Source organism: Aureimonas sp. AU4 (genome assembly GCF_001463765.1).
In the GTDB taxonomy this organism is placed as follows: domain Bacteria; phylum Pseudomonadota; class Alphaproteobacteria; order Rhizobiales; family Rhizobiaceae; genus Aureimonas.
Genome location: NZ_BBWK01000014.1, coordinates 136,243 through 158,256, shown reverse-complemented (window position 1 = coordinate 158,256; position 22,014 = coordinate 136,243). Strand labels below are relative to the sequence as shown.

Annotated in this window: 21 protein-coding genes; 11 read left to right on the top strand and 10 right to left on the bottom strand. The window is 71.0% G+C overall.

Features of this window, described 5'->3' with window-relative positions; genetic code table 11:
• The 5 genes from AUL35_RS05795 to AUL35_RS05775 form a co-directional block, all read right to left on the bottom strand.
• Positions 1 to 685, bottom strand: a 685-nt coding sequence (locus AUL35_RS05795) for an ABC transporter ATP-binding protein (protein ID WP_062012953.1), incomplete at its 3' end; no start/stop codon positions are given.
• Positions 682 to 1,674: a branched-chain amino acid ABC transporter permease gene (locus tag AUL35_RS05790; protein WP_062012951.1), complete on the bottom strand. Its 993-nt coding sequence runs from the start codon at positions 1,672 to 1,674 to the stop codon at positions 682 to 684. The genes AUL35_RS05795 and AUL35_RS05790, both read right to left, overlap by 4 nt.
• Positions 1,671 to 2,534: a branched-chain amino acid ABC transporter permease gene (locus AUL35_RS05785; protein WP_062012949.1), complete on the bottom strand. Its 864-nt coding sequence runs from the start codon at positions 2,532 to 2,534 to the stop codon at positions 1,671 to 1,673. The genes AUL35_RS05790 and AUL35_RS05785 overlap by 4 nt, the downstream gene beginning before the upstream one ends.
• 28 nt (positions 2,535 to 2,562) lie before the next feature.
• A complete protein-coding gene (locus AUL35_RS05780) occupies positions 2,563 to 3,735 on the bottom strand; it encodes an ABC transporter substrate-binding protein (RefSeq protein ID WP_374754478.1) in 1,173 nt (390 codons plus the stop codon).
• A gap of 142 nt (positions 3,736 to 3,877) precedes the next feature.
• Positions 3,878 to 4,816 (bottom strand): helix-turn-helix domain-containing protein, encoded by a 939-nt coding sequence (locus tag AUL35_RS05775; RefSeq protein WP_192847048.1) that lies wholly within the window; start codon positions 4,814 to 4,816, stop codon positions 3,878 to 3,880.
• A gap of 109 nt (positions 4,817 to 4,925) precedes the next feature.
• On the opposite strand from AUL35_RS05775, the gene pobA reads away from it, so the two are divergent.
• Both pobA and AUL35_RS05765 read left to right on the top strand, forming a co-directional pair.
• Positions 4,926 to 6,098: a 4-hydroxybenzoate 3-monooxygenase gene (gene pobA / locus AUL35_RS05770; protein WP_062012945.1), complete on the top strand. Its 1,173-nt coding sequence runs from the start codon at positions 4,926 to 4,928 to the stop codon at positions 6,096 to 6,098.
• 80 nt (positions 6,099 to 6,178) lie between these two features.
• Positions 6,179 to 7,627, top strand: a complete 1,449-nt coding sequence (locus AUL35_RS05765) for an aldehyde dehydrogenase (protein WP_062012943.1) — start codon at positions 6,179 to 6,181, stop codon at positions 7,625 to 7,627.
• Between the two features lie 10 nt (positions 7,628 to 7,637).
• Here AUL35_RS05765 and AUL35_RS05760 read toward each other — a convergent pair whose 3' ends face one another.
• The 3 genes from AUL35_RS05760 to AUL35_RS22015 form a co-directional block, all read right to left on the bottom strand.
• Positions 7,638 to 9,200 (bottom strand): hypothetical protein, encoded by a 1,563-nt coding sequence (locus AUL35_RS05760; RefSeq protein WP_156417854.1) that lies wholly within the window; start codon positions 9,198 to 9,200, stop codon positions 7,638 to 7,640.
• Between the two features lie 123 nt (positions 9,201 to 9,323).
• Complete coding sequence (gene chvE / locus AUL35_RS05755; protein ID WP_244493672.1) at positions 9,324 to 10,373, bottom strand: multiple monosaccharide ABC transporter substrate-binding protein; 1,050 nt, start codon at positions 10,371 to 10,373, stop codon at positions 9,324 to 9,326.
• Positions 10,374 to 10,507: 134 nt separating this feature from the next.
• Positions 10,508 to 10,672, bottom strand: a complete 165-nt coding sequence (locus AUL35_RS22015; RefSeq protein ID WP_156417853.1) for a hypothetical protein — start codon at positions 10,670 to 10,672, stop codon at positions 10,508 to 10,510.
• A 170-nt stretch (positions 10,673 to 10,842) separates the two neighbouring features.
• Between AUL35_RS22015 and AUL35_RS05750 the strand changes: the two genes are divergently transcribed.
• The 7 genes from AUL35_RS05750 to AUL35_RS05720 all read left to right on the top strand — a co-directional run bounded on the left by AUL35_RS05750 (position 10,843) and on the right by AUL35_RS05720 (position 17,781).
• Complete coding sequence (locus AUL35_RS05750) at positions 10,843 to 12,282, top strand: Nramp family divalent metal transporter (RefSeq protein WP_062012937.1); 1,440 nt, start codon at positions 10,843 to 10,845, stop codon at positions 12,280 to 12,282.
• Between the two features lie 196 nt (positions 12,283 to 12,478).
• On the top strand, positions 12,479 to 14,203 hold the full coding sequence (poxB, locus tag AUL35_RS05745; RefSeq protein WP_062012935.1) for a ubiquinone-dependent pyruvate dehydrogenase: 1,725 nt from the start codon (positions 12,479 to 12,481) through the stop codon (positions 14,201 to 14,203).
• Positions 14,190 to 14,783: an AAA family ATPase gene (locus AUL35_RS05740; RefSeq protein WP_062012933.1), complete on the top strand. Its 594-nt coding sequence runs from the start codon at positions 14,190 to 14,192 to the stop codon at positions 14,781 to 14,783. The genes poxB and AUL35_RS05740 overlap by 14 nt, the downstream gene beginning before the upstream one ends.
• Before the next feature lie 131 nt (positions 14,784 to 14,914).
• Entirely contained in the window at positions 14,915 to 15,502 is a 588-nt protein-coding gene (locus AUL35_RS05735; RefSeq protein ID WP_062012931.1) for a HupE/UreJ family protein, read from the top strand.
• Between the two features lie 88 nt (positions 15,503 to 15,590).
• Positions 15,591 to 15,833: a hypothetical protein gene (locus AUL35_RS05730; RefSeq protein WP_062012929.1), complete on the top strand. Its 243-nt coding sequence runs from the start codon at positions 15,591 to 15,593 to the stop codon at positions 15,831 to 15,833.
• Positions 15,834 to 15,912: 79 nt separating this feature from the next.
• Positions 15,913 to 16,398 carry a hypothetical protein gene (locus AUL35_RS05725; RefSeq protein WP_062012927.1) on the top strand — a complete coding sequence of 162 codons (486 nt, stop codon included), beginning with the start codon at positions 15,913 to 15,915 and terminating at the stop codon, positions 16,396 to 16,398.
• Between the two features lie 156 nt (positions 16,399 to 16,554).
• Positions 16,555 to 17,781: an EAL domain-containing protein gene (locus AUL35_RS05720; RefSeq protein WP_062012921.1), complete on the top strand. Its 1,227-nt coding sequence runs from the start codon at positions 16,555 to 16,557 to the stop codon at positions 17,779 to 17,781.
• Positions 17,782 to 17,855: 74 nt separating this feature from the next.
• On the opposite strand, the gene AUL35_RS05715 is transcribed toward AUL35_RS05720, so the two are convergent.
• Positions 17,856 to 19,004, bottom strand: a complete 1,149-nt coding sequence (locus tag AUL35_RS05715; RefSeq protein ID WP_062012919.1) for an L-dopachrome tautomerase-related protein — start codon at positions 19,002 to 19,004, stop codon at positions 17,856 to 17,858.
• Between the two features lie 188 nt (positions 19,005 to 19,192).
• Between AUL35_RS05715 and AUL35_RS05710 the strand changes: the two genes are divergently transcribed.
• Positions 19,193 to 20,083 carry a S9 family peptidase gene (locus AUL35_RS05710; RefSeq protein ID WP_062012917.1) on the top strand — a complete coding sequence of 297 codons (891 nt, stop codon included), beginning with the start codon at positions 19,193 to 19,195 and terminating at the stop codon, positions 20,081 to 20,083.
• 79 nt (positions 20,084 to 20,162) lie between these two features.
• Positions 20,163 to 21,152, top strand: a complete 990-nt coding sequence (galE, locus tag AUL35_RS05705; protein WP_062012915.1) for a UDP-glucose 4-epimerase GalE — start codon at positions 20,163 to 20,165, stop codon at positions 21,150 to 21,152.
• Here the strand turns inward: galE and AUL35_RS05700 are convergent.
• The gene (locus tag AUL35_RS05700; protein WP_062012913.1) at positions 21,149 to 22,009 is read right to left on the bottom strand and encodes a DUF6030 family protein; all 861 of its coding nucleotides are present in this window, start codon (positions 22,007 to 22,009) and stop codon (positions 21,149 to 21,151) included. The two genes, galE and AUL35_RS05700, sit on opposite strands and share 4 nt — an antisense overlap.
• Positions 22,010 to 22,014: the final 5 nt, after the last annotated feature.

The window sequence follows — 22,014 nt, the reverse complement described above, 5'->3', positions numbered from 1 at the left end:
GTCCGGAGAAGATCACCCGTCCCGCCGCGAGCACGACGACCTCGCGGGCGAAGCGGAACACGAGGTCCATGTCGTGGTCGATCATCAGGACGGCGAGGTCGGCCGGCAGCTCCGCCAGCGCCTCCTCGATCAGGCGCGTCTCGCCCTGGGGCACGCCGGCGGCGGGCTCGTCGAGAAGCAGAACGCGCGGGCGCAGCGCCAGGGCGATCGCGAGCTCGACGAGACGCTGCTGCCCGTAGGCGATCTCGGCCACCGGGCGGCGGCCGATCTCGGCCAAGCGCAGGCCGGCGAGCAGCGCATCGATCTCCGTTGTCAGCGCGGAGTCGCGCTCGTAGTGGCCGAACATGCGACCCGAGCGGTTCTCGCGCTGCAGGATCGCGAGCGCCAGATGGTCGCGCGGGCTGAGATCGGGAAAGAGCCGCGTCACCTGGAAGGAGCGCACGAGGCCGGCGCGGACGCGCTCCACGGTCGGGGCGCGCGTCACGTCGCGCCCGCCCAGCGTCACGGTTCCCGCGTCGGGCCGGAGCTGCCCTGTCACGAGGTTGATCAAGGTGGTCTTGCCGGCCCCGTTCGGCCCGATCAGCGCCGTGCGCGCGCCCGGCTCCAAGGCAAGGTCGACGCCGTCCGTGACGGCAAGGCCACCGAAGCGCTTGCGCAGCCCCCGGATGTCGAGGAGCGGGCTCATGAGCGCCGCCCCCGCGCGACCAGCGATCCATAGAGCCCTTTCGGGGCGAAAAGCACGACCGCGATCAGGAGCGCGCCCACGAGGGTCAGCCAGTGGAACGGGTTGGCGGCCGAGACGACGTGCTCGAACCACAGGAAGACGAAGGTGCCGACCAGCGCACCCCAGATCGTGCCGACGCCGCCCAGCGCCAGCATGACCAGCGCCTCGGCCGAGCTCGTGAACGACAGGGAGTCGAGCCCGACGACCCGCGTCGAGACGGCGGCGATCGCTCCGCCCAGACCCGCCACGAGGCCCGAGATGCCGTAGAGGCGCAGGAGCACGGGATAGACGGGCGAGCCCATGGCCTTGACGCGCACCGGGTCCTGCCGGATCCCCCGCACGAGGAGACCGAAGGGCGAACGCACGAGACGGCGCAAGATGAAGACCGTCAGGACCAGGACGGCAAGCGCGAGCCAGAAGCCCGTGCGCCCGAAGAGGTCGAAGCGGTAGAGGCCGAAGAGCGGGCTCGGGCGGATGCCCGAGAGCCCGTCCGAGCCTCCGGTCCAGCCGCTCGCCTTGTTGGCGATCTCGACGGAAAGCTGCACCACGGCGATCGAGAGCACGAGTTGCGGCAGGCCGTGCGCGCGCAGGATCACCGCGCCCGAGACGAGACCGGCCAGCCCGCCCGCGACGGCCCCGACGAGAAGCAGGAGAAGCGGGTCGGCGAGACCGAAATGCACCGCCGCGATGCCCGCCCCGTAGGCGCCCGCTCCGAACAGCGCGGCATGGCCGAGCGTCGCCACCCCGCCGTAGCCCGTCACGAGGTCGAGCGAGAGCGCCAGGAGCGCCAGCGCCATCAGGCCGGTCAGGAACGACAGGCTGGTCGGAAACAGCCAATAGCAGGCCAGCCCCACGAGAAGCACGGCAAGTGTGCCCGCGCAGTCGGCGAGGAGGCCGGTTCGGGTTCCCGCATGACGGGCGGCGCGCAGGCGCGGCAGCGTCAGGCTCATGCCGAGCGCCCCATGAGGCCGCGCGGAAAGACGAGGATCACCCCGATCACGGCGAGATAGAAAAAGAACTCGCCGAAGTCCGGCATGAGATAGCGGCCGGTCGTGTCCACCGCGCCCAGGAGCAGGCTCGCCAGAAGCGCGCCGGGGATCGAGCCCGCTCCGCCGACGCAGACCACGACCAGGAACGTCACCATGTAGCGCAGGGCATAATACGGCTCGATCGGCAGGAGCTCGGCGCCGATCACGCCGCCCAGCGCGGCAAGGCCCGTGGCGAGCGCGAAGCTCACCGCATAGACGCGCTCGGTGCGCACGCCGAGGGCTGCGGCCATCGCGGCGTTGTCGACGCTGGCGCGCAGGCGCACGCCGAAGTTCGTCCGTTCCACCACGAGCCAGAGCGCAGCCGCGATCGCGAGGCCGGAGAGTATCGCGAAGATGCGGTGGGCCGAGACGGTGCGAAAGCCGAGGTCCACGGGCGCGCGAAGGGCGTCGGGAAGCGGGATCGTCTTCAGCGTCGGCCCGAGCAGCCAGTTGGCGACGCCGATGACCAGAAACGTGATGCCGATCGTCATCAGGACCTGCGTCAGCTCCGGTCGTCCGTAGATCGGGCGGTAGAGAAACCGCTCCAGCGGCAGGGCGAGCGCCACGGTGAAGAGAACGGCGCCCGCGAGCATCAGCGGAAAGGGCACGCCCATCGCCGTTCCGAGCCACGAGGCGGCATAGCCGCCGACCATGGCGAAGGCCCCGTGGGCAAGGTTCACGACCCGCATCAGCCCCATGGTCAGGGACAGGCCGATCGAGATCACGAAGAGCACCATGCCATAGGCCAGCGCATCGACCGCGATCGACAGGACGAGCTGCATATCCCCTCCCTGCGGGCTCCCGACGCCCTTACTTCTTCCAGCCGAGATCGGGCGTGTCGGGGAAGCTCTGGATCTCGCGGTTCACGAAGCCGTCGCCGGCCTTCGCCACCTCGCGAAGGTAGATGGTCTGGGTGGGCGAACGCGTCTCCGGGTCGATCGTGACGGGGCCGCGCGGGCTCTCGAAGCGTATTCCCTTCACCGCCTCGACGGCCGCCGCCGCGTCCTGCTCGCCGCCCGTCGCCTCGATCATCTTGGCGATGACACGCATGCCGTCGAAGGCGCCGACCGCCGGGAAAGTCAGGAGCTTGGGGTCGCCGATCGCCTTTCCGGCCGCCTCGACGAACGCCTTGTTCTCGGGGCCGTCGTGGGCGACCGAGTAGTGGAAGGTCGTGAGGAACCCTTCCACGCTCGTGCCCAGCGCCGGCAGGTCGGACTCCTGCGTCAGGTCGCCGGTGGACAGGAAGGTGACGCCCGCACCCTTCAGGCCGTTGTCGTTGTAGGCGCGGGCGAAGGCGAGCGTCGGCGGCCCCGAGGGCAGGAACGCGAAGAGCGCGTCGGCGCCGCTGGCGCGGATGCGCTGCATGATCGGCGAGAAGTCGTTGGTGGCGAGCGGCATGCGGATCTTCTCGACGATCTGTCCGCCCTTGGCCTCGAAGGCGGCCGAGAAGGCGCCCTCCGCGTCGGCGCCCGGCCCGTAGTCGCTGACCACGGTGACGACACGCTTCAGGCCACGCTCTGCCGCGACCGTCGCCATGGGCGCCGAGGTCTGCGGCAGCGTGAACGAGGTCCGCACGATCAGCGGCGACTGCTTGGTGATGGCCGAGGTCGCGGCGTTGAAGATGACGAGCGGGGTGTTGGCCTCTTCGAGGAGCGGGGCGATGGCCAGCGCGTCGGGCGTGAAATAGATGCCCGCGAGGTACTGGACGCCGTCCGAGACGACGAGTTCCTGGGCCAGCGTCCGCGCGCGCGCGGGATCCGCCGCCGGCAGGTCGCGGTAGACGACCTCGATCTCGTCATCGCCCACGGTCTTGCCGTTGAGCGCCATCCAGGCGTCGATTCCGGCCTGGAAGTTGCGGCCCTGGTTGGCGAAGGGGCCCGAGAATGGGCCGATCACGCCGACCTTGATCGTGTCGGCGAGCGCGCCCGTGGCGAGAAGCGCGAGGGCGGATGCGGCCAGGAGGCCGAGCGGCAGACGTGTCACGAAACGGTATCCTCCCAGAAACCACCGATGGCGTCCCGAATCGGCCCCCTTGCGTCCGCCTCGCGCCATCCTCGACTGTCAGGTAACCGCCGGCCAGCCGCGCCGTCTAATCACCTTCGCCGGCTCTAGCATAACCCTCGGGTCATGGGTGAGCGCCGAACGAGCCGTCGGCGAGCTGGCGGAAGGCGAGCGGCGCCGTGCCGACGCGGGCCCGGAAGAAGCGGCTGAAATAGGCCGCGTCCCGAAAGCCGAGCCGATAGGCGATTTGCGCGACCGGCAACGCGGTATAGGCGAGGAGGCGCTTGGCCTCGACCAGACGCCGGTCATGGATGAGGAGTCCGGGCGAGCGACCGGTGACGCGCCGGCAGGCCCGCGTCAGATGCGGCGCCGAGACGCCGACCTCGCGCGCGTAGCGGCTCAAGGGCCGCGTCTCGGCATAGCTCGCCTCGACGCGGGCGAGGAAGCGGCGCACGATCGGCACCAGCGGCTCGTCGCCGCCTCCCTCCCCCGCTTCCGACCGGCGCGCGACCCAGAGCGCGAGAAGGGCGGCGCGCGCCGAGAGGGCGGCCTCTCGCCCTGCCGCGAGGTCGCCGTAGTCGCGCAGGAGCGTGCCGGCGAGGAAGCGCGCCTCATCCCAGTCGCCCTCCGGCAGCGCGCCGCCCAGCGTCAGGAAGCCGCCGAGCCGCCCGAGAACGGCCGGGGCGAGAGAGAGCCCGCCCTCCAGGATCACGCTCGGCACGCTCACCACGATCCCGACCGTAGCCGGCGTGAAGTCGTAGGCATGGACCACGAGCGGCGGGACCCAGGCCAGCGCGGGCGCGGCAAGCTCGACGCGCTGCCCCTCGGCGCTGGCGCTCGCACGCCCTTCGAGGACGAGCAGCGCCTGATAAAGGTGCGAGTGGCGATGGGGCGCGATGCGCCAGTCGAGCCCGGACGAGCGGCTGGAGATCGTTTCCGCATGGACGCCCGCCGCGAGCCTCTGCCCCTCGGCCTCGCCGTAGAGCGCATAGACCGGAATCGGCAGGCGGGAGGGCGAAGCAGGGTTCATGGCGGGAGGCGGGCCGAGGATCGAATCGTCCAAGTCTTTGCGCGGAAGCGCGTGTACGACAAGGGCGGCCACGCCGCTAGAATCCGCCTTCGGAAGGGCGGCGCGGGAGATCGCCGCTCCGGCTTCGGGAGAGCGGTCGCCCTTGCGCAGACAGGTCGTCATCATCGGCAGCGGACCGGCCGGTCTGCTTCTCGGCCAGCTCCTGGGACGGGCCGGCATCGACACGCTGATCCTGGAGCGTTCCACGCGCGAACACGTCCTGTCGCGCATCCGGGCCGGCGTTCTGGAGCGCGGGACGGTGGCGCTTCTGGAGAAGGCGGGGGTCGCCGAACGACTCCACCGCGAGGGGCTCGTGCATTCCGGCGTCGAGCTCGCCTTCGACGGCGATCGCCTGCGCCTCGACCTCGCCGCCCTGACGGGCGGGGCCGGCGTCTCCGTCTACGGACAGACCGAGGTGACGCGCGACCTGATGGAAGCGCGCGAGGCGGCGGGAAGACCCACCGTCTTCGAGGCCGGGGATGTCGAGATCCGCGACATCGAGACCGCGTGCCCGTCCGTCTCCTTCACGGTGCATGGCGAACGACGGACCGTCGCCTGCGACTTCGTGGCCGCCTGCGACGGATTCCACGGCATCGGGCGCCGCTCGGTGCCTGAGGGCGCGCTGCGGACCTTCGAACGCGTCTATCCCTTCGGCTGGCTGGGACTCCTCACCGATGCGCCGCCGGTCACCGACGAGCTCGTCTACGCCAACCATCCGCGCGGCTTCGCGCTCCTGTCGATGCGCTCGCCCACGCGCTCGCGCTACTATGTTCAGGTCCCGCTGGAGACGCGCGCCGAGGACTGGAGCGACGAGCGCTTCTTCGACGAGCTGCGCCTTCGCCTGCCTGCCGGGATGGCGAGCCGTCTGCGGACCACGCCCTCCATCGAGAAGAGCGTGGCGCCGTTGCGCTCCTTCGTCGCCGAGCCGATGCGCTTCGGCTCGCTGTTCCTGGCGGGCGACGCCGCCCATATCGTGCCGCCCACCGGCGCCAAGGGACTGAACCTTGCGGCCGGCGACGTCCACTACCTTTCGTCCGGCCTGATCGAGCACTACCGAGAAGGAAGCGACGCCGGGCTCGATCGCTATTCGGAGCGTGCGCTCGGCCGCGTCTGGAAGGCGGAGCGCTTCTCCTGGTGGATGACGTCGATGCTCCACCGCTTCCCCGGCACCGACGCCTTTGCAGAGCGCATGCAGCGCGCGGAGTTCGACCATGTGGCCAGCGTGCGAAGCGCGGCGGCGAACGTGGCGGAGAACTACGTCGGCCTGCCGTTCTGACGAAGCGGGGCGATGGGCGGCTTTTCAGGGCGGCCGCCGCCGGGCAAAGCTCGGCGCCTGATCCGAACGGGAGGAACGGCATGGATATCGGCCTGATCATCGCGGGACGCGACGAGGCGGCAGCGGGCGGGGAAACGTTCGAGCGCGTGGACCCCGTGACGGGCGTGGTCGCGACGCGCGCGCCCTCCGCCCGCAAGGCCGATGTCGACAGGGCCGTCGAGGCGGCGGCCGCGGCCTTCCCGGCCTGGTCGCGCACCGGCCCGACCGAGCGGCGCACGATCCTGAACCGCGCCGCCGACATTCTGGAAGCCAAGACCGCGCGGTTCATCGAGGTCGCGCGCGCCGAGACGGGCGCGACCGGACCCTGGATCGGCTTCAACGTCATGCTGGGGGCCCGCATCCTGCGCGAGGCGGCCGCCATGACGACGCAGATCAAGGGCGAGGTCGTGCCCTCCGACAAGCCGGGGACGCTGAGCCTGGCGTTCCGCGAGCCGATCGGCGTCCTTGTCGGCATGGCGCCGTGGAACGCGCCGGTGATCCTCGCCGTGCGGGCGATCGCCATGCCGCTCGCCTGCGGCAACGCGGTGGTGCTCAAGGCCTCGGAGACCTGTCCCCATACGCACCGCATGATCGTCGAGACGCTGCACGAGGCGGGCCTGCCGGCGGGCGTCCTCAACCTCGTGACCCATTCCGCAGCCGATGCGCCCGAGGTCGTCGAGGCGCTGGTGGCGCACCCCCGCGTCAAGCGCGTCAACTTCACCGGATCGACGCGCGTCGGCCGCATCATCGCGATGGAGGCGGCCAAGCACCTGAAGCCCGTGCTGCTCGAGCTCGGCGGCAAGGCGCCGCTGGTCGTGCTCGACGACGCCGACCTCGAGGCGGCCGTGAACGCGGCCTCGTTCGGCGCCTTCCTCAACCAGGGCCAGATCTGCATGTCGACCGAGCGCGTCATCGTCGACGAGCGCGTGGCCGACCGCTTCGTCGAGCTCTTCGCCGCCAAGGCAGCCTCGCTGCCGCACGGCGACCCGCGCGAGCCCGTGGTACTCGGATCGGTGGTCTCGCACCGGGCGGCCGAGACGGTGGCTGAACTCGTGGAAGACGCCGTGCGGGCGGGCGGGCGCGTCGTGGCGGGCGGCAGCGCCGCCGCGACCACGATCATGCCGGCGACCGTGGTGGACGGCGTCACGCCGCAGATGCGCCTCTTTCGCGAGGAGAGCTTCGGTCCCGTGGTCTGCGTGGTGCGCGCGCGGGACGCCGACCACGCGGTGGAGCTGGCCAACGACACCGAATACGGCCTGTCGGCCGCCGTGTTCGGTCGCGACGTCTCGCGCGCGATGGAGGTCGCCCGGCGGATCGAGAGCGGCATCTGCCACATCAACGGCCCGACGGTGGGCGACGAGGCGCAGATGCCCTTCGGCGGCACCAAGGCGTCGGGCTACGGGCGCTTCGGGGGCACGGCCGCCATCGCCGAGTTCACCGAGCTGCGCTGGATCACGGTCGAGGACCCCGGCCAGCACTATCCGTTCTGACGGGCAGCGCTCAAAGGTCCGTGGCGCCGGCGGGCGCGTCCCCCGCGGGGTCGTCGTCGCCGGGAGGCGGCGCGACCGGGTCGGGGCCCTTCAGCATCGTACCGTTCACGCTCACCGAGCCGTCCGCCCCCGCTTCCACGATCCATTCGAGGCGCCCGTCGTCGCGCGGACGCCCGATCCCCTTGGCGAACTGCAGCATGCCCACCGTCTGGAAGAGGTCGGGCTGCGCGGCGGCCGCGCCCTGCAGGGTCGCGATCGCCCTGTCGAGGCCGCCCACATCCAACGCGATCCGGGCTTCGGGCTTGGCGTCCTTGACGGTGAGCGCGCCGCTGAAGGCGATGTCGTAGTCCCGGGCGCGGATCGAACCCGGCTTCAGGACGCTGCGCAGGTTTTCGAGATCGAAGGCGGCCGTGACGCGCGCCTGCGCGTCCGGCGACAGGGGTGGATCCTGCCGGAAGTCGACCTCGCGCAGCGCGATGTCGGCGGGCGCGGCGAGGTCGATGCCCGACATCGCGAAGCCGAGCTTCATCTCCTGCGGCAGAAGCGTCGCGGTCCAGGCCGGAAGAAGCGGGCTCGCGACGTCGATCCCGGACAGCGTCACGTCGAGGTCGAAGCCGGCATCGCCCTCGACGCCGGAAAAGCGCAGATCCTGCCGTGCTTCACCCACCGTGAGAATGCCGTAGGGGGAGGACAGGCGAAGGGCGTCGGCCGAGGCGGAAGCGGACAGGTTCGCCCAGACGGGCAGCACCTCGCGCAACGCGCTCTTGAGCTCGGCTCCGAACGGGCCGGCCAGCGCGAGGTGCGGATCCGCCTCGAGCGCCTCGGCGTTGCGAAGAACCAGCGCGTAGAGGTCGCGGATCGCGGGCGAGCGCACGCCCTCGATCTGTCCCTCTCCCTGTACGCCGGCCGCGTTCACCTCGAGGCCGATCGACTGGAACGGCGTTCCCGCGGCTTCGGGGACCTGGATCGTCGTGGTCTGCTTCAGACCTTCGTAGCGCTGCCGGAACTCGATATCCGCGCCGCCCGCCGCGTTCGGGCGGGCGCTCGTGGTGAAGGCGGTGGAATCGATCGTGGCGACCGAGCGGGACACGGCGTCGTTCTGCTCGTTGCGCGTGCCCGAGGCACGCAGCTCCCCTTCCAGGAAGGCGGCGAGCGAGGGCGAGAACACGCCCCGGAAGCTCTGGCTGTCCTGCCGGTAGAGAAAGGTCTGCGTCCGGCCCTGGGCGGCGGGGGCGGTCTCGATGTCGATCGCGTCGCTGCCCGCGACATCCCAGTTTCCGTCGGAACGCTCCGCGAGCACGAAACGCAGCGGGCGGAAGCGTACCGGCGAGCCGAGAAGATCGGTCAGGACCGGCGCGGGATCGATCGTCAGGCGCTGGCCGGCCGGATCGGTCTCGAGGCGCAGGAGGCCGCGCTCGAAGGGAACGGCGGTGAGATAGGCTTCCAGCGTTCGGCGCAGCGCCGCCACGCCCTCCGGCGGCTTGGCCGCGTCGGATCCCGCCGACGCGATGGGCGCCGGCGCCTGCGCCAGGGCGGGGGGCGCTGCGAGAAGCCCCAGAGCGAATGCCGACACGACACGACGCCGAACCATCGCGAAACTCCCGGTTGTCCTGAGCTCCGCCTTATACGGGAACGCGCGGCCCGACCCAAGCCCGTCCCGGCGGCAGGCGGTGCCGCCGGGACGCGATCGCTGCGCTCAGTTCAGCTGGCTCGGCGAGTAGTAGCCCGAGTCGATGACCACCTTCTGGAGGTTGTCCTTGGTCACCAGAACCGGCGTGAGGAGCTGCGAGGGCACGACCTTCGCGCCGTTGTCATAGGTCTTGGTGTCGTTGACGGGCGGCTCGCGGCCGTTGCCGATCGCGTCGATCATGTCGACCGTCGTCTTGGCGAGCTCGCGCGTGTCCTTGAAGACCGTCGAGGTCTGCTGGCCGGCGAGGATCGCCTTCACGGACGGCAGGTCCGCGTCCTGGCCCGAGATCACCGGCATCGGCTTGTCGCCCGAGCCGTAGCCGACCGCGGTCAGAGCCGAGATGATGCCGATGGCGAGGCTGTCGTTGGGCGAGAGGATCGCATCGACCTTCTTGTCGCCGTAGTAGGAGGACAGGAGGTTGTCCATGCGGGCCTGCGCCACCGCCGGGTCCCAGCGCAATGTGCCGATGCGCTCCATGCCCTTCTCGCCCGAGACGAGTACGAGCTTGCCCGAGTCGATGTAGGGCTGCAGCACGCTCATCGCGCCGTTGTAGAAGAAGGTCGCGTTGTTGTCGTCGGGCGAGCCGCCGAACAGCTCGATGTTGAAGGGACCCTTGCCGTCCTTGAGGCCGAGCTTGGTCTCGATCGAGCTGCCCTGCAGCACGCCGACCTTATAGTTGTCGAAGGTCGTGTAGTAGTCGACGTTCGGCGAGTTGCGGATCAGGCGATCGTAGGCGATCACCTTGATGCCCTTGTCGTGGGCCTGCTGGAGGACGTCCGTCAGCGTCGTGCCGTCGATCGAGGCGATGACGAGGACCTTGACGCCCGCCGACACCATGTTCTCGGCCTGGGAGAGCTGGGTCGGGATGTCGTCCTCGGCATACTGCAGGTCGGTGCGGTAGCCGCGCTCCTGCAGCGACTTCACCATGTTGTCGCCGTCCTGGATCCAGCGCTGCGACGACTTGGTGGGCATGAGCACGCCCACGGTGCCCTTGTCCTGGGCCTGGGCCTGCGACCCGGCCAGCATGAGGCCGAGGGCGGCGCCCGCGAGCAGCATGTGTCTGCGATTCATGTGATCCTCCCCGGCCCCCAACGGCCTACGGGTGAGATACGTACCTCAGGTTTCGCGGTTTGGACAAGGGGCGCCATCCCGGCGTGCACCGCCCCAACTCAGACGTGTTTCGGTCCGTATCATGGCTTGCCGAGCACCTTGCGGCGTGCGGCCGCCTTGCGGGTGTCGCGCTCGATGCGCGCGGTCTTGTCGCGCTCGGCCTGGAGGCGCGCGGCGCGCAGCCGCTCGGTCTTCTCGCGCGCGGTCTCGCCCGCCTGGCCTGCCGTGTCCCGCTTGTCGGTCATCGCCCCCTCGCTCCTTTGCCACGTGACCGAAGGCATCGCGCAAGGTCCGTGCCTTCGCAAGACCCTCCGCTCGCGCTCTTTTGACAGGCGGGATCGCCCGGGTCTTAAGGCCCGCTGATTGACGGGCCCCCTTGTCGCGCCACCTTCGGCGCAGACAGACAGGGGGACGAATGACCATCGACGCAAGCCCAAGGGGAGGCTCGGCCGCCGACCTCTTCCCCGCTCACATGTACGGCCGGCCCGAGGTGCGCGAACTGCCGCCGGCGCCCCTCGACACTCGCCGTCTGATCGGCCCGGGCATCGTGGCGGCGGGCGTCGGCCTCTCGTCGGGCGAGTTCATCCTCTACCCCTATATCGCGAGCCAGGTCGGGCTGGTCTTCGTCTGGGCGGCGCTGGTGGGCGTCGTCACGCAGTTCTTCCTCAATATGGAGATCGAGCGCTACACGCTCGCCACCGGCGAGACCGTGCTCACCGGCTTCAGCCGCTTCTGGCGCCACTGGGGCCTCGTCTTCGCGGTCCTCACCTATTTCGCCAACCTCTGGCCCGGCTGGGCGACCTCGTCGGCCACGCTCCTGTCCTACATCGTCGGCGGCGAGCCGCGCTGGATCGCCATCGGAATGCTGGTCGCCATCGGCCTCATCCTGACGCTCGCGCCCGTGGTCTACGTGATGCTGGAGCGGCTGCAGATGGTGAAGGTGGCCGCCGTCGGCCTTCTGATCCTGATCGCCGCCGTCTTCGTGATCACCGCCGAGGACTGGGCGGCGCTGCCGCAGATCGCGACCGGCGCGACGATCCCCGTCGACCTCGGCTTCGCGCTGCTTCTCGGCGCGCTGGCGTTCGCGGGCGCGGGCGGCGGGCAGAACCTGTGCCAGTCCAACTGGATCCGCGACAAGGGCTTCGGGATGGGCTCCTATGTGCCCCGGATCACCAGCCCGATCACCGGCGCGCCCGAGGCCATGCCCTCGACGGGCTACGTCTTCGAGCCGACGCCCGGCAACATGGAGCGCTGGCGGCGCTGGTGGCGCTTCGCCAACTGGGAGCAGGCGCTCACCTTCGTCCTGATCACCTTCGTCACCATCACCTTCACCTCGCTTCTGGCCTACTCCACCGTGTTCGGCGAGGAAGGGCTCGCCAACTCGGTCGCCTTCGTCCAGCGCGAGGGGCAGGTGCTGGGCGAGCGGGTCGGCCCGTGGTTCGGCGCCCTGTTCTGGTTCATCGGCGCTTTTTCCCTGTTCGGCGCGGCAACCGGCATCGTCGACTACACGAGCCGCCTCGCGGCCGACGTGCTGCGCACCTCCTACCTTCGCAACAGCAACGAGAGCCGCCTTTATTTCGGCCTCGTCTGGGGCCTCGTGGCGGTGGGCATCCTGGTGCTCCTCGGCGGCCTGACCCAGCCGCTCGTCCTTCTCGTGATCTCGGCCTGCACGGGCGGGCTCATGATGTTCCTGTATTCGGGCCTCCTGATCCGCCTCAACCGCCGCCTCCTCGTGCCCGCGATCCGGCCCGGCGGCTTCCGGGTGGCGACGCTGGTCTGGGCCTTCCTCCTGTTCGGCATCCTGTCGGTCCTGACGATCGGGCAGCAGCTGCCGAAGCTCTGGGGCGCCGGCTAGGGCGTCGGCGGCGCTCCCGGCGATCGAAGGCCGCAGCCACGCTGCGGCCTTCTTCGTTTCGCGCCGGGCGCATGGCTGCCCTTCGCGAGAGGGCAATGGAAAGCGCGGCGCCCCGCGCCACCCTTCGGGCCGTCGCGCGTTGCGGCACGAGACGTGCGGGGCGCGGGCGCCCCGCCCAGCCATCGAGGAGCCGGCCATGGCCATGACGATCGCAGACCTTCTGGTGGAAACGCTCGGCTCGGCCGGGGTGAAGCGCATCTGGGGGGTCACCGGCGACAGCCTCAACGCCATCAACGACAGCCTGCGGCGCCACGGCGGCATCGAGTGGATGCACGTTCGCCACGAGGAGGCCGGTGCGTTCGCCGCCGGCGCGGAAGCCGCGATGACGGGCGAGCTCGCCGTCTGCGCGGGCTCCTGCGGTCCCGGTAACGTCCACCTCATCAACGGCCTCTTCGACTGCCACCGCTCGCGCGTGCCGGTGCTCGCCATCGCCGCCCACATCCCCTCCTCCGAGATCGGCCTCACCTACTTCCAGGAGACCCATCCGACCGAGACCTTCCGCGAGTGCAGCCACTTCGTGGAGCTCGTCACCAACCCCGAGCAGATGCCCGAGGTCCTGACGCGCGCGATGCGGGCGGCCGTGGTCCAGCGGGGCGTCGCGGTGATCGTCCTGCCGGGCGATGTCGCGCTGAAGGAAGCGCCGAAGGGCGCCAAGGCCGCCTGGCCGAAGGTCTCGCCCCCCCGCCTCGTGCCGGCGCCCGGCGACATCGACCGCCTCGCCGCGCTCCTCAACGGTTCGGAGCGGGTGACGCTTCTGTGCGGGGCGGGCGTCGAGGGTGCCCACCGCGAGGTCGTGGCGCTCGCCGACGCGCTCCAGGCGCCGATCGTCCACGCCTATCGCGGCAAGGAGTGGATCGAATGGGACAACCCGTTCGACGTCGGCATGACCGGGCTCATCGGCTTCTCGTCGGGCTACCACGCGATGATGGAGTGCGACACGCTCCTCATGCTCGGCACCGACTTCCCCTATCGCAACTTCTATCCCGCCGACGCGCAGATCGCCCAGGTCGATCGCGACCCGCAGGCGCTCGGCCGTCGCGCCCCCATCGACATCGGCATCGTCGCCGACGTGCGCGAGGCGGCCGAAGCCCTCCTGCCGCGCATCGCGCCGGGGCGCGGCAGCCGATTTCTCGACAAGGCGCGCGAGCACTACCGCCGGGCGCGCGAGGGCCTCGACGACCTCGCCGCCGCGCGCGGTCCCGGCGAGCCGCTCCACCCCCAGTACGTCACGAAGCTCGTCGACGAGATGGCGGCCGGCGACGCGGTCTTCACGGCCGATGTCGGCACGCCCGCCGTCTGGGCGGCGCGCTACATACACACCAACGGGCGGCGCCGCCTCGTCGGCTCGTTCAACCACGGCTCCATGGCCAACGCGATGCCGCAGGCGCTCGGCATCCAGGCCGCCCTGCCGGGCCGGCAGGTCGTCTCGCTGTCGGGCGACGGCGGCTTCGCCATGCTGATGGGCGACCTTCTCACCACGCGCCAGCACGACCTGCCGATCAAGATCGTCGTCTTCAACAACGGCTCGCTCGGCTTCGTGGAGATGGAGATGAAGGCGGCGGGCTACGTCGACACCAACGTCGCGCTCACCAATCCCGACTTCGCCGCGCTGGCGCGCAGCGCCGGCCTCCTCGGCCTCAAGGTCACCCAGTCCGACGAGCTGCGCCCCGCGCTGGAGGAGGCCTTCCGCCATCCCGGCCCGGCGCTGGTCGACGTCCACGTCGCGCGCCAGGAGCTCAGCCTGCCGCCCAAGATCAAGGCCGAGCAGATGAAGGGCTTCAGCCTCTACATGCTGCGCGCGGTGATGAGCGGGCGCGGCGACGAGGTCCTGGAACTCGCCCGCACCAATGTGCTTCGGTAGCAGCGATCCGCGCGGGCGCTCCAGCCGCCACGTCGTCCTGTCGGGCTGTTCGGGCGGGGGCAAGTCGACGCTCCTGTCCGAGCTTCGGGCGCGCGGCCTGGCGACCGTTCCCGAACCGGGGCGCCGCGTGGTCGAGGAGGCCCTGCGGGGCGACGGCGCCGCCCTGCCCTGGCGCGACATGACGGCGTTTGCGCGCCGCGCCCTCGCGCTGGCGCGGGCGGACCGCGCGGCCCTGGCCGACGCGCGCGACCTCGTCTTCTTCGACCGAGGCCTCGTGGACGCGGCCGCAGCGCTTCGCCATGCGGCCGGCGTGCCCCTTGCCGACACGCTCCGCCGGGACGCGCCTTATCACGAGCGCGTCTTTCTCGCCCCGCCCTGGCCCGACATCTACCGGGGCGACGCGGAGCGTCGGCACGGCTTCCGGGAGGCCGCGGCGGAATACGAGCGGCTCGTCCTCGCCTATCGCGAGCTCGGCTACCGGGCGATCGTGCTGCCGAAGGCAACGGTATGCGAGCGGGCCGACTTCGTGCTCGCCGCGCTGGCGGCCGAAGGCGGGACGGCTTCCCGGCCCGCCGATTGAAGCGCTGCGACATCGCGAGGGGGATTGCGTGTTGTTGCGCCGGGGCAATCCGTGCACAACGGGTCCCAGGCGGAGCGCGCGTCGCTCCCGGCCCGTGATCTTCGAAGTCCCTACAGGAGCCTCCTTATCCCATGCGCAGAGCCCTTCTCGCCCTGTCGGCCACGTTCGTTCCTACGCTCGCCTTCGCCCATACCGGCGTCGGCGAGACCGGCGGCTTCCTCCACGGCTTCGCCCATCCGATCGGCGGCACGGACCACGTCCTCGCCATGGTGGCGGTGGGGGCGCTGGCCGCGGTGGTCGGCGGACGGGCTCTCTGGCTCGTGCCGCTCGCCTTCCTCGGCATGATGGTGGTGGGCTTCGGCCTGGGCGCGGGTCAGGTCGAGCTTCCGGCGGTGGAACTCCTGATCGCCCTGTCGAGCGTCGTGATCGGCGCGGCGGCCGCTTTCGGCCGCTCGATGCCGCTGGGTCTGGCCGCCGGCCTTGCGGGAGGCTTCGCGCTGTTCCACGGCCATGCGCACGGCGCCGAGATGCCGCTCGGCGAAAGCGGCGTCCTCTACGCCTCGGGCTTCGTCGCCGCGACCGCGCTTCTCCACGGCCTGGGTCTTGCCGGCACGCTCGGCCTCGCACAGCTCGCCGGCCGCCACGGTGCCCTGGCGGGCCGCGTGACGGGCGCGGCCTTCGCGGTCGGCGGCCTCGGCGTCCTCGCCGGCTGGCTGTAGGGCCCGGCTCGTCGGCCCTGCCCTTTGCGGGGGTTGGGAACCCCCGCTCGCCGTCCGGCGTCTTCCTTTCGAACCCAAGGAGGACGCCATGACCCCATCGCGCGACACCACCAACCCCATCCTCCCCAAACCGGTCGGCGAGGACGGCCTTATCCCGGACAACGGGGACAAGGCGCCGGCCCAGCGCCCGCAGCACGACCGGGACGACGACGTCTCGGCCGAGCAGGGGCGCGTCATGAGCGAGGACGAGCGCCTGGACGAGGCGCTCGAGGAGACCTTCCCGACCTCCGATCCGATCGCGCCGAGCCGCATCGACGGCCCCAGGAATTAGCGCGCGACCTTTCCTCGCCGGCGGCCCGTGGACGTCTCCGCGGGCCGCTCTATCCTCCCGTTAAACCGGGAGGATTTCCATGAGGCGCTGGATCTTGTTGGCACTGACGGCGACCGCGCTTTCGGGCTGCGTCACCGAGGATCCCGGCTACTACGATAGTCGCCCCTACCGGCCCGGTCCCGTGATCGTCGAGGACTACCGGTCCTACGACCGCTATCCCGGCCCCCCGGTCTATCGCGACTACCCGGATTATCGCCGCTACGACCGCCCCTATCGCCGCCCGCGCGCCGAGCGTTACGACCGCTACGACAATCCCGCGCTCTACGACCGCCGCGATCCGCGCCGCTACGACGACCGCCGTCCGTTCGACCGCCCCGTCGCCGTGCGCCCCCAGCCGGGTCGCCCGCCCGTGGTGGCCAACGTCCCGCTGCGGCCCGCGCCGACGGAGGACGTTCGAACCGACCTTCCCGACCAGCCGCGCTATCGCCAGTTGCGCGAACGCCAGGCGCTGGAACAGCAGGGCGCCGGGCCGCGGCCCTATATCCCGCCCGTGCCGGTCGATTGACGCGTCCGTAGCCAAGGCGACTGTTTACAATCATGGATTGCATATCGCCTCCCTTGCGTTGGTGGTCTGAGCCGGCGGCCCTCGTATAGGTTCTGACCTCGCGAGCCGAGCGCTGTCTCGGCCGCGTCGTCATGCTCGTCCGATGCGGGGAATGTCTTGGAACTGGTCCGCCTGCTCGACCCGTTTTCGCGCGGCGACGGCTTTCACCTTTCTCCCGATATCGGCAGGGTCCTGCGTGCGGTCCGCACCCACCTGAGGATGGACGTGTCCTTCATCTCGCGCTTCGAGGGGAGCGAGCGGGTGATCGGACACGTCGACGCCGGCGAGCCCACGCCGGTCGCGCCCGGAGACCGGCGCCACGAGAGCGAGACCTATTGCGGGCACATCGTGAGCGGCCGCCTGCCCGAGCTCATCCGCGACACGGCCGAGGTGGCCGAGACCGCGCGCCTCTCCGCCACCCGCGAACTCGACATCGGCGCCCATGTCGGCGTCCCGCTTCTTCTTTCGGACGGCAGCGTCTACGGCACGTTCTGCTGCTTCCGCCATGCGCCCGACCCGACGCTCGGCGAGCGCGACCTCGACACGATGCGCGCCTTCGCCGACATCATCTCCCACCGCATCGAGCAGGAGGAGGCGGAACGGCGCGAGAGCGAGGCGAAGCGCCGCCGCGTCGAGGCGGTTCTGGCCGCCGGTGGCCCGGCCATCGTCTACCAGCCGATCGTCATGCTGGACGATCTTCGCGTGGTGGGCGTCGAGGCCCTGTCGCGGTTCGCGCAGGAGCCGCGCCGCACCCCGGACCGCTGGTTCACCGAGGCCGCCGAGGTCGGGCTCGGCACGGCGCTGGAACTCGCCGCGATCCGCAACGCCATCGAGGGGTTTCGCCCCTTCTGGCGCGAGTGGCCCTTTCAGCTGAGCATCAACTGCAGCGCCAAGGTCGTGATCGAAGGGGGGCTCGAGGCGATCCTGCGCGAGGCGCCGGGCGAGCGCATCGTCCTGGAACTGACCGAGCACGACGAGGTGGACGACTACTGGCTCCTGAACGAGGCGCTCGACCCCTTGCGCGCGCTGGGCGTGCGCGTCGCGGTGGACGACGCGGGCTCGGGCTATGCCAGCATGCGCCACATCCTCACCACGCGGCCCCACATCATCAAGCTCGACATCAGCCTCACCAAGGAGATCGACCGCGACCCCATGCGCCGCGCGCTGATCGGGGCGCTGATCACCTTCGCGAGCGGCTTCGACGGCCGCCTCGTGGCGGAAGGGGTGGAAACTGAGCGCGAGCTCCAGACCCTGCGCGAACTCAAGGTCCAGGCCGCGCAGGGCTACCATATCGGCCGCCCGATGACGGCCGAGGACTTCCGCCTCTTTCTAGCAGAGCGCTAGCGCCATCGTCCCGGCGCCTCGTCCGAGGCGGGAGCGGGCTCGCGCCGGCTGGAAAGGCCTGGCGCTTCGCTCAGCTACCTCGAGGCGGCCCGCTCGATGCGCCAGAGCTCGGTGGGAAGGCTCGCCGGGGCGGCCGGCTTGAAGAAGCTCATGTCCTGAATGTGCGAGGTCGTCACGTAGAGCGTGCCGTCCGGCCCTTCCGACATCGTGTCGGGCCAGCGCAGGCGCGGGTCCTGGACGAGGATCTCGGGCCGCGACCCCGCGCCCACCTCCACGTCGCGGACCTTCACCGCGTCGTCCTGCGGGGCGGTGACGTACATGCGCCCGCTCTCGCGGCCGATCCACAGGCCATCGGCCACCCCGTTCTCGCCAAAGGCCTCGACCGCTCCCGACACGTCCTTGCCGGCGAAGCCGTCGCCGAGCAGCGTCTTCGTGGCGATGCGATGGAGCTTCGTGCCCTTGATCGCCTGCCAGTAGAGGTACTGCCCGTCCTTGGACAGGGCGATGCCGTCGGCGGAGAACTCGACGCCGCGTCCGTCGGGCCGGCGCAGGGGCTTTCCGTCGGCCTCCACCACGAGGCCCTTCTCCACCTGCGTCGAGGGATCGCCGTCGAGAACGCGCGTCGCCTTGCCGCTTTCGAGGTCCACCACGAGCAGCGCGCCCTTGGCGCCCGAGTCCGTGATGAAGGCATGGCGCCCGTCGGCGGTGAAGCGCACGTCGTTGAGATAGGAGCCCTGCGGGGCGGCCGTCTCGTCGAAGCGGATCGTCTTGACGACCTTGTTGGTGGCAAGGTCGATGCCGACGAGCTTCGCCCCGCCCGGCACGAGCAAGGCCTGGGCCGGCGCGGCCGCATCGAGCACCCAGAGCCGGTCCTGCCCGTCCGCCACCACGCTCTGGACGCAGACGAAATGCTCGCCCGCCGACAGCTCGTCCTTGCGCGCGTTGCGCCAGCTGTTCCACGCGTCGTCCGGATAGGCCTTGATCGAGCCGTCCTTTCCGACCTCGGCGACCGAGACCGGGGAATCCTCGGTCCAGCGGGGAAAGTTCACGAAGATGCGGTTGCCCGACGAGACCGTGACGCCCGTCACCTGATGGGGGAAGTCCGCGACCTTCACGACCGAGGCCGGGGGCTTGGCGTCCGCTCCGTCCTGGGCGAGCGCCCAGCCGCTCGAGGCGAGAAGGGCGGCGCCCGCGAGAAGGGCGGCGAGGCGGCGGTCGGACATGGGGAGCCTGCTCGTTGAAGGTTGTCGCGCGACCAACATCGCGGACGACCCGTTGGTTTCCGCGCCGGCGCGGCGCGGGGGCGCCGAAATCGTAGGCGACCAAATGTCCGCCGTGCCGCGCCCGCCACGAAACCGCCGCGAGCCGAGCGCGCGATGGGGTGCCGTCATGTCCGGGAAGGGTTTTTCCGATGCTCCTCAGCCGCCGCGCCGCCCTGGCCGGTCTTGCGCTCGCGCCGCTCCTGCCCCGCATGGCGCTCGCCCAGACGCCCGCCCCGCTTCCCGAGCCCCCCGATCTCGGCGGCGACTATCGCGCGGCTCGGGCGGCCTTCCGCACGAACCTCCTGCGCCGCGGACCGGCACCCGACGAGGGCGACCCGTTGAGCGCGCCCGAGGGTGCGCAGGCCCTCACCTACCGTTCGGCGGGGCGCGAGCTCGTCGCTTGGGCGAGCCCGGCGGGCGACCCGGCGAGCCCTCGTCCCGCCGTTCTCGTGCTTCACGGCGGCAACGCCATCTGGCACGGCCACTGGGCCGACCTCGCCGCCCCCTTCGTCGCGGCGGGCTACCATGCCCTGATGCCCACCATGCGCGGCGAGAACGGCCAGCCGGGCGACTTCTCGGCCTTCTACGACGAGACCGACGACGTCCTGGCGGCGGCGGACGCGCTGCGGGCCCGGCCGGGCGTCGATCCGGCGCGCGTGTTCGTGAGCGGCCACTCGGTCGGAGGCACGCTGACGCTGCTCTCGGCGCTTGCCGGCGACTTCCGGGGCGCCGCAGCCCTGTCGCCCTCGCCCGACACGCGCCTCTTCTTCCAGCGCTTCGCCGAGGACATTCCCTTCGACGCGTCCGATCCGAGGGAGGTCGAGATGCGCTCGGCCGTGTGCTTCGCCTCGGGCTTCCGCTGCCCCGTGCTCATGTCCCATGGCGACCGCGAGGCGCGCTCCAGCCGGTCGATCGACCTGACGGTGGCCCGCGCCCGCGCCGCCGGCACCCGGGCCGAACACCGCGTCGTCGAGGGCGATCACATGGGCTCGATCCCCGGCAGCGTCGCCGAAGGGCTCCGCTTCTTCACCTCGCTCTGAGCCCCGGCGGCTTGCACCCCGGTCCTTTTGCGGTGCACAAGTCGCGCGCAGGGGCGACAAGGGCTATCGGAGCGACGGCATGACGGTTCTGGTGACGGGCGGCGCGGGCTATATCGGCAGTCACATGGTCTGGGAGCTCCTCGACGCCGGCGAGGAGGTCGTCGTCCTCGACCGCCTGTCGTCGGGCTTCGAGTGGGCGGTGGCGCCGGAGGCCAGACTCGTCGTGGGGGACGTCGGCGACGGCGAGCTGACGTCGCGCGTCATCGCCGAGCACGGCGTCACCGAGATCATCCACTTCGCCGGTTCGATCGTCGTGCCGGAGTCGGTCTCCGACCCCCTCGGCTACTACCTCAACAACACGGTCGCCTCGCGCTCCCTGATCGAGAGCGCGGTGAAGGGCGGCGTGAAACACTTCATCTTCTCGTCCACCGCCGCCGTCTACGGCTCGCCCAAGACGATGCCCGTGACCGAGGACCAGACGCCTGCGCCCGAGTCGCCCTACGGCACGTCGAAGTGGATGACAGAGCTGATGCTGCGCGACACCGCAGCCGCCCATCCGCTCACCTTCGCGGTTCTTCGCTACTTCAACGTGGCGGGCGCCGACCCCAAGGGCCGCGCCGGCCAGTCCACCAAGGGCGCGACCCATCTCATCAAGGTCGCCAGCGAGACCGCGCTCGGCAAGCGCCCCTATCTCGAGGTGTTCGGCACCGACTACGACACGCCGGACGGCACGTGCGTGCGCGACTACATCCATGTCAGCGACCTCGCCAAGGCCCATGCCAAGGCGCTCGGCTACCTCCGGGCGGGCGGCAGCTCGATCGTCGCCAATTGCGGCTACGGCCACGGCTACTCGGTGCTGGAGGTGCTCGACACGGTGCGCCGCGTGGTGGGCACCGACTTCGAGGTGCGGCGCTCGGGCCGGCGCGCGGGCGATGCCACCGCGATCGTGGCCGATGCGACCGCCGCCCGCACGCGCTTCGGCTGGGAGCCGGAGCACGACGATCTGGAGGAGATCGTCGGCCACGCGCTCGCCTGGGAACGGAGCCTGGCTACGCGCAACGCGCGCTAGTTCGGCGGCGGCTTGCCGCTGCCGAAGAGGTCGGCAAGGCTCGGCGGCGCCCGGCGCGTCGCCTCGGATGGGGCGAAGCGGTCCGCCGGCCCCGGCGCGTCGGGCATGGCGAGGCTGAGATTGAAGCGTGCGACCTTTCCGGGTTCGCGCCAGAAGCGCAGCTTCGTGCCCGCCAGATCCAGCGCGATGTCGCGCCGCGCGGCGACGGCATCCGAAACCTCGGGCGGCAAGGTCCAGCGCAGGCGGTCGAACAGCGTCCGCAACAGGTCGCCGGCCGCCCGCGCGGCGTCCTCGGCCTTGGTGGGATCCAGGACGTTGAGCCGCAGCCGCACCTCGCGCAGATCGCCCTTCGCCGAGCCGCGCAGGATCAGGAAGGCGCCGCCTTCCGCCTTGCTGGAACCGAAGGCGCGCTCGCCGATGCATTCCTCGCGGTTCGGGTCGATCTCGCCCGCCGCCCAGCCGCTCATCGCCCAGCCCTCCTCGGCGATCGCCGAGCAGAGTTCCCGGGGCGGCACGCCGTCGGGATATCGCACGAGCGAGGGTGCCGTCGCGCCGAGCGGACGCGTCCAGGAACGTGACGGCGTGGCGGTCGCGACCGGCTCGGGCGGAGGCGGGGCGACCGGCAGGAGCACGGGCGCGGCGACCTGCGCGGGACGCGGGACGCTCGCCTCCTCGTCGCCGCGCGGCTGCACGATAACGAGCAGTCCGACGACGGCGCCGCCGAGAACGACGAGCGGCACGAGGCCGCGCAGACCCATGCTCAGGGCGGCCCGCAGGCCGGGGTCGCGCGGATAGGCCATCAGCGGAAGCGGAACGGGAAGCGCATCGAGCGACGAAGCATCGCCAATCGTGTCCAAAGCAT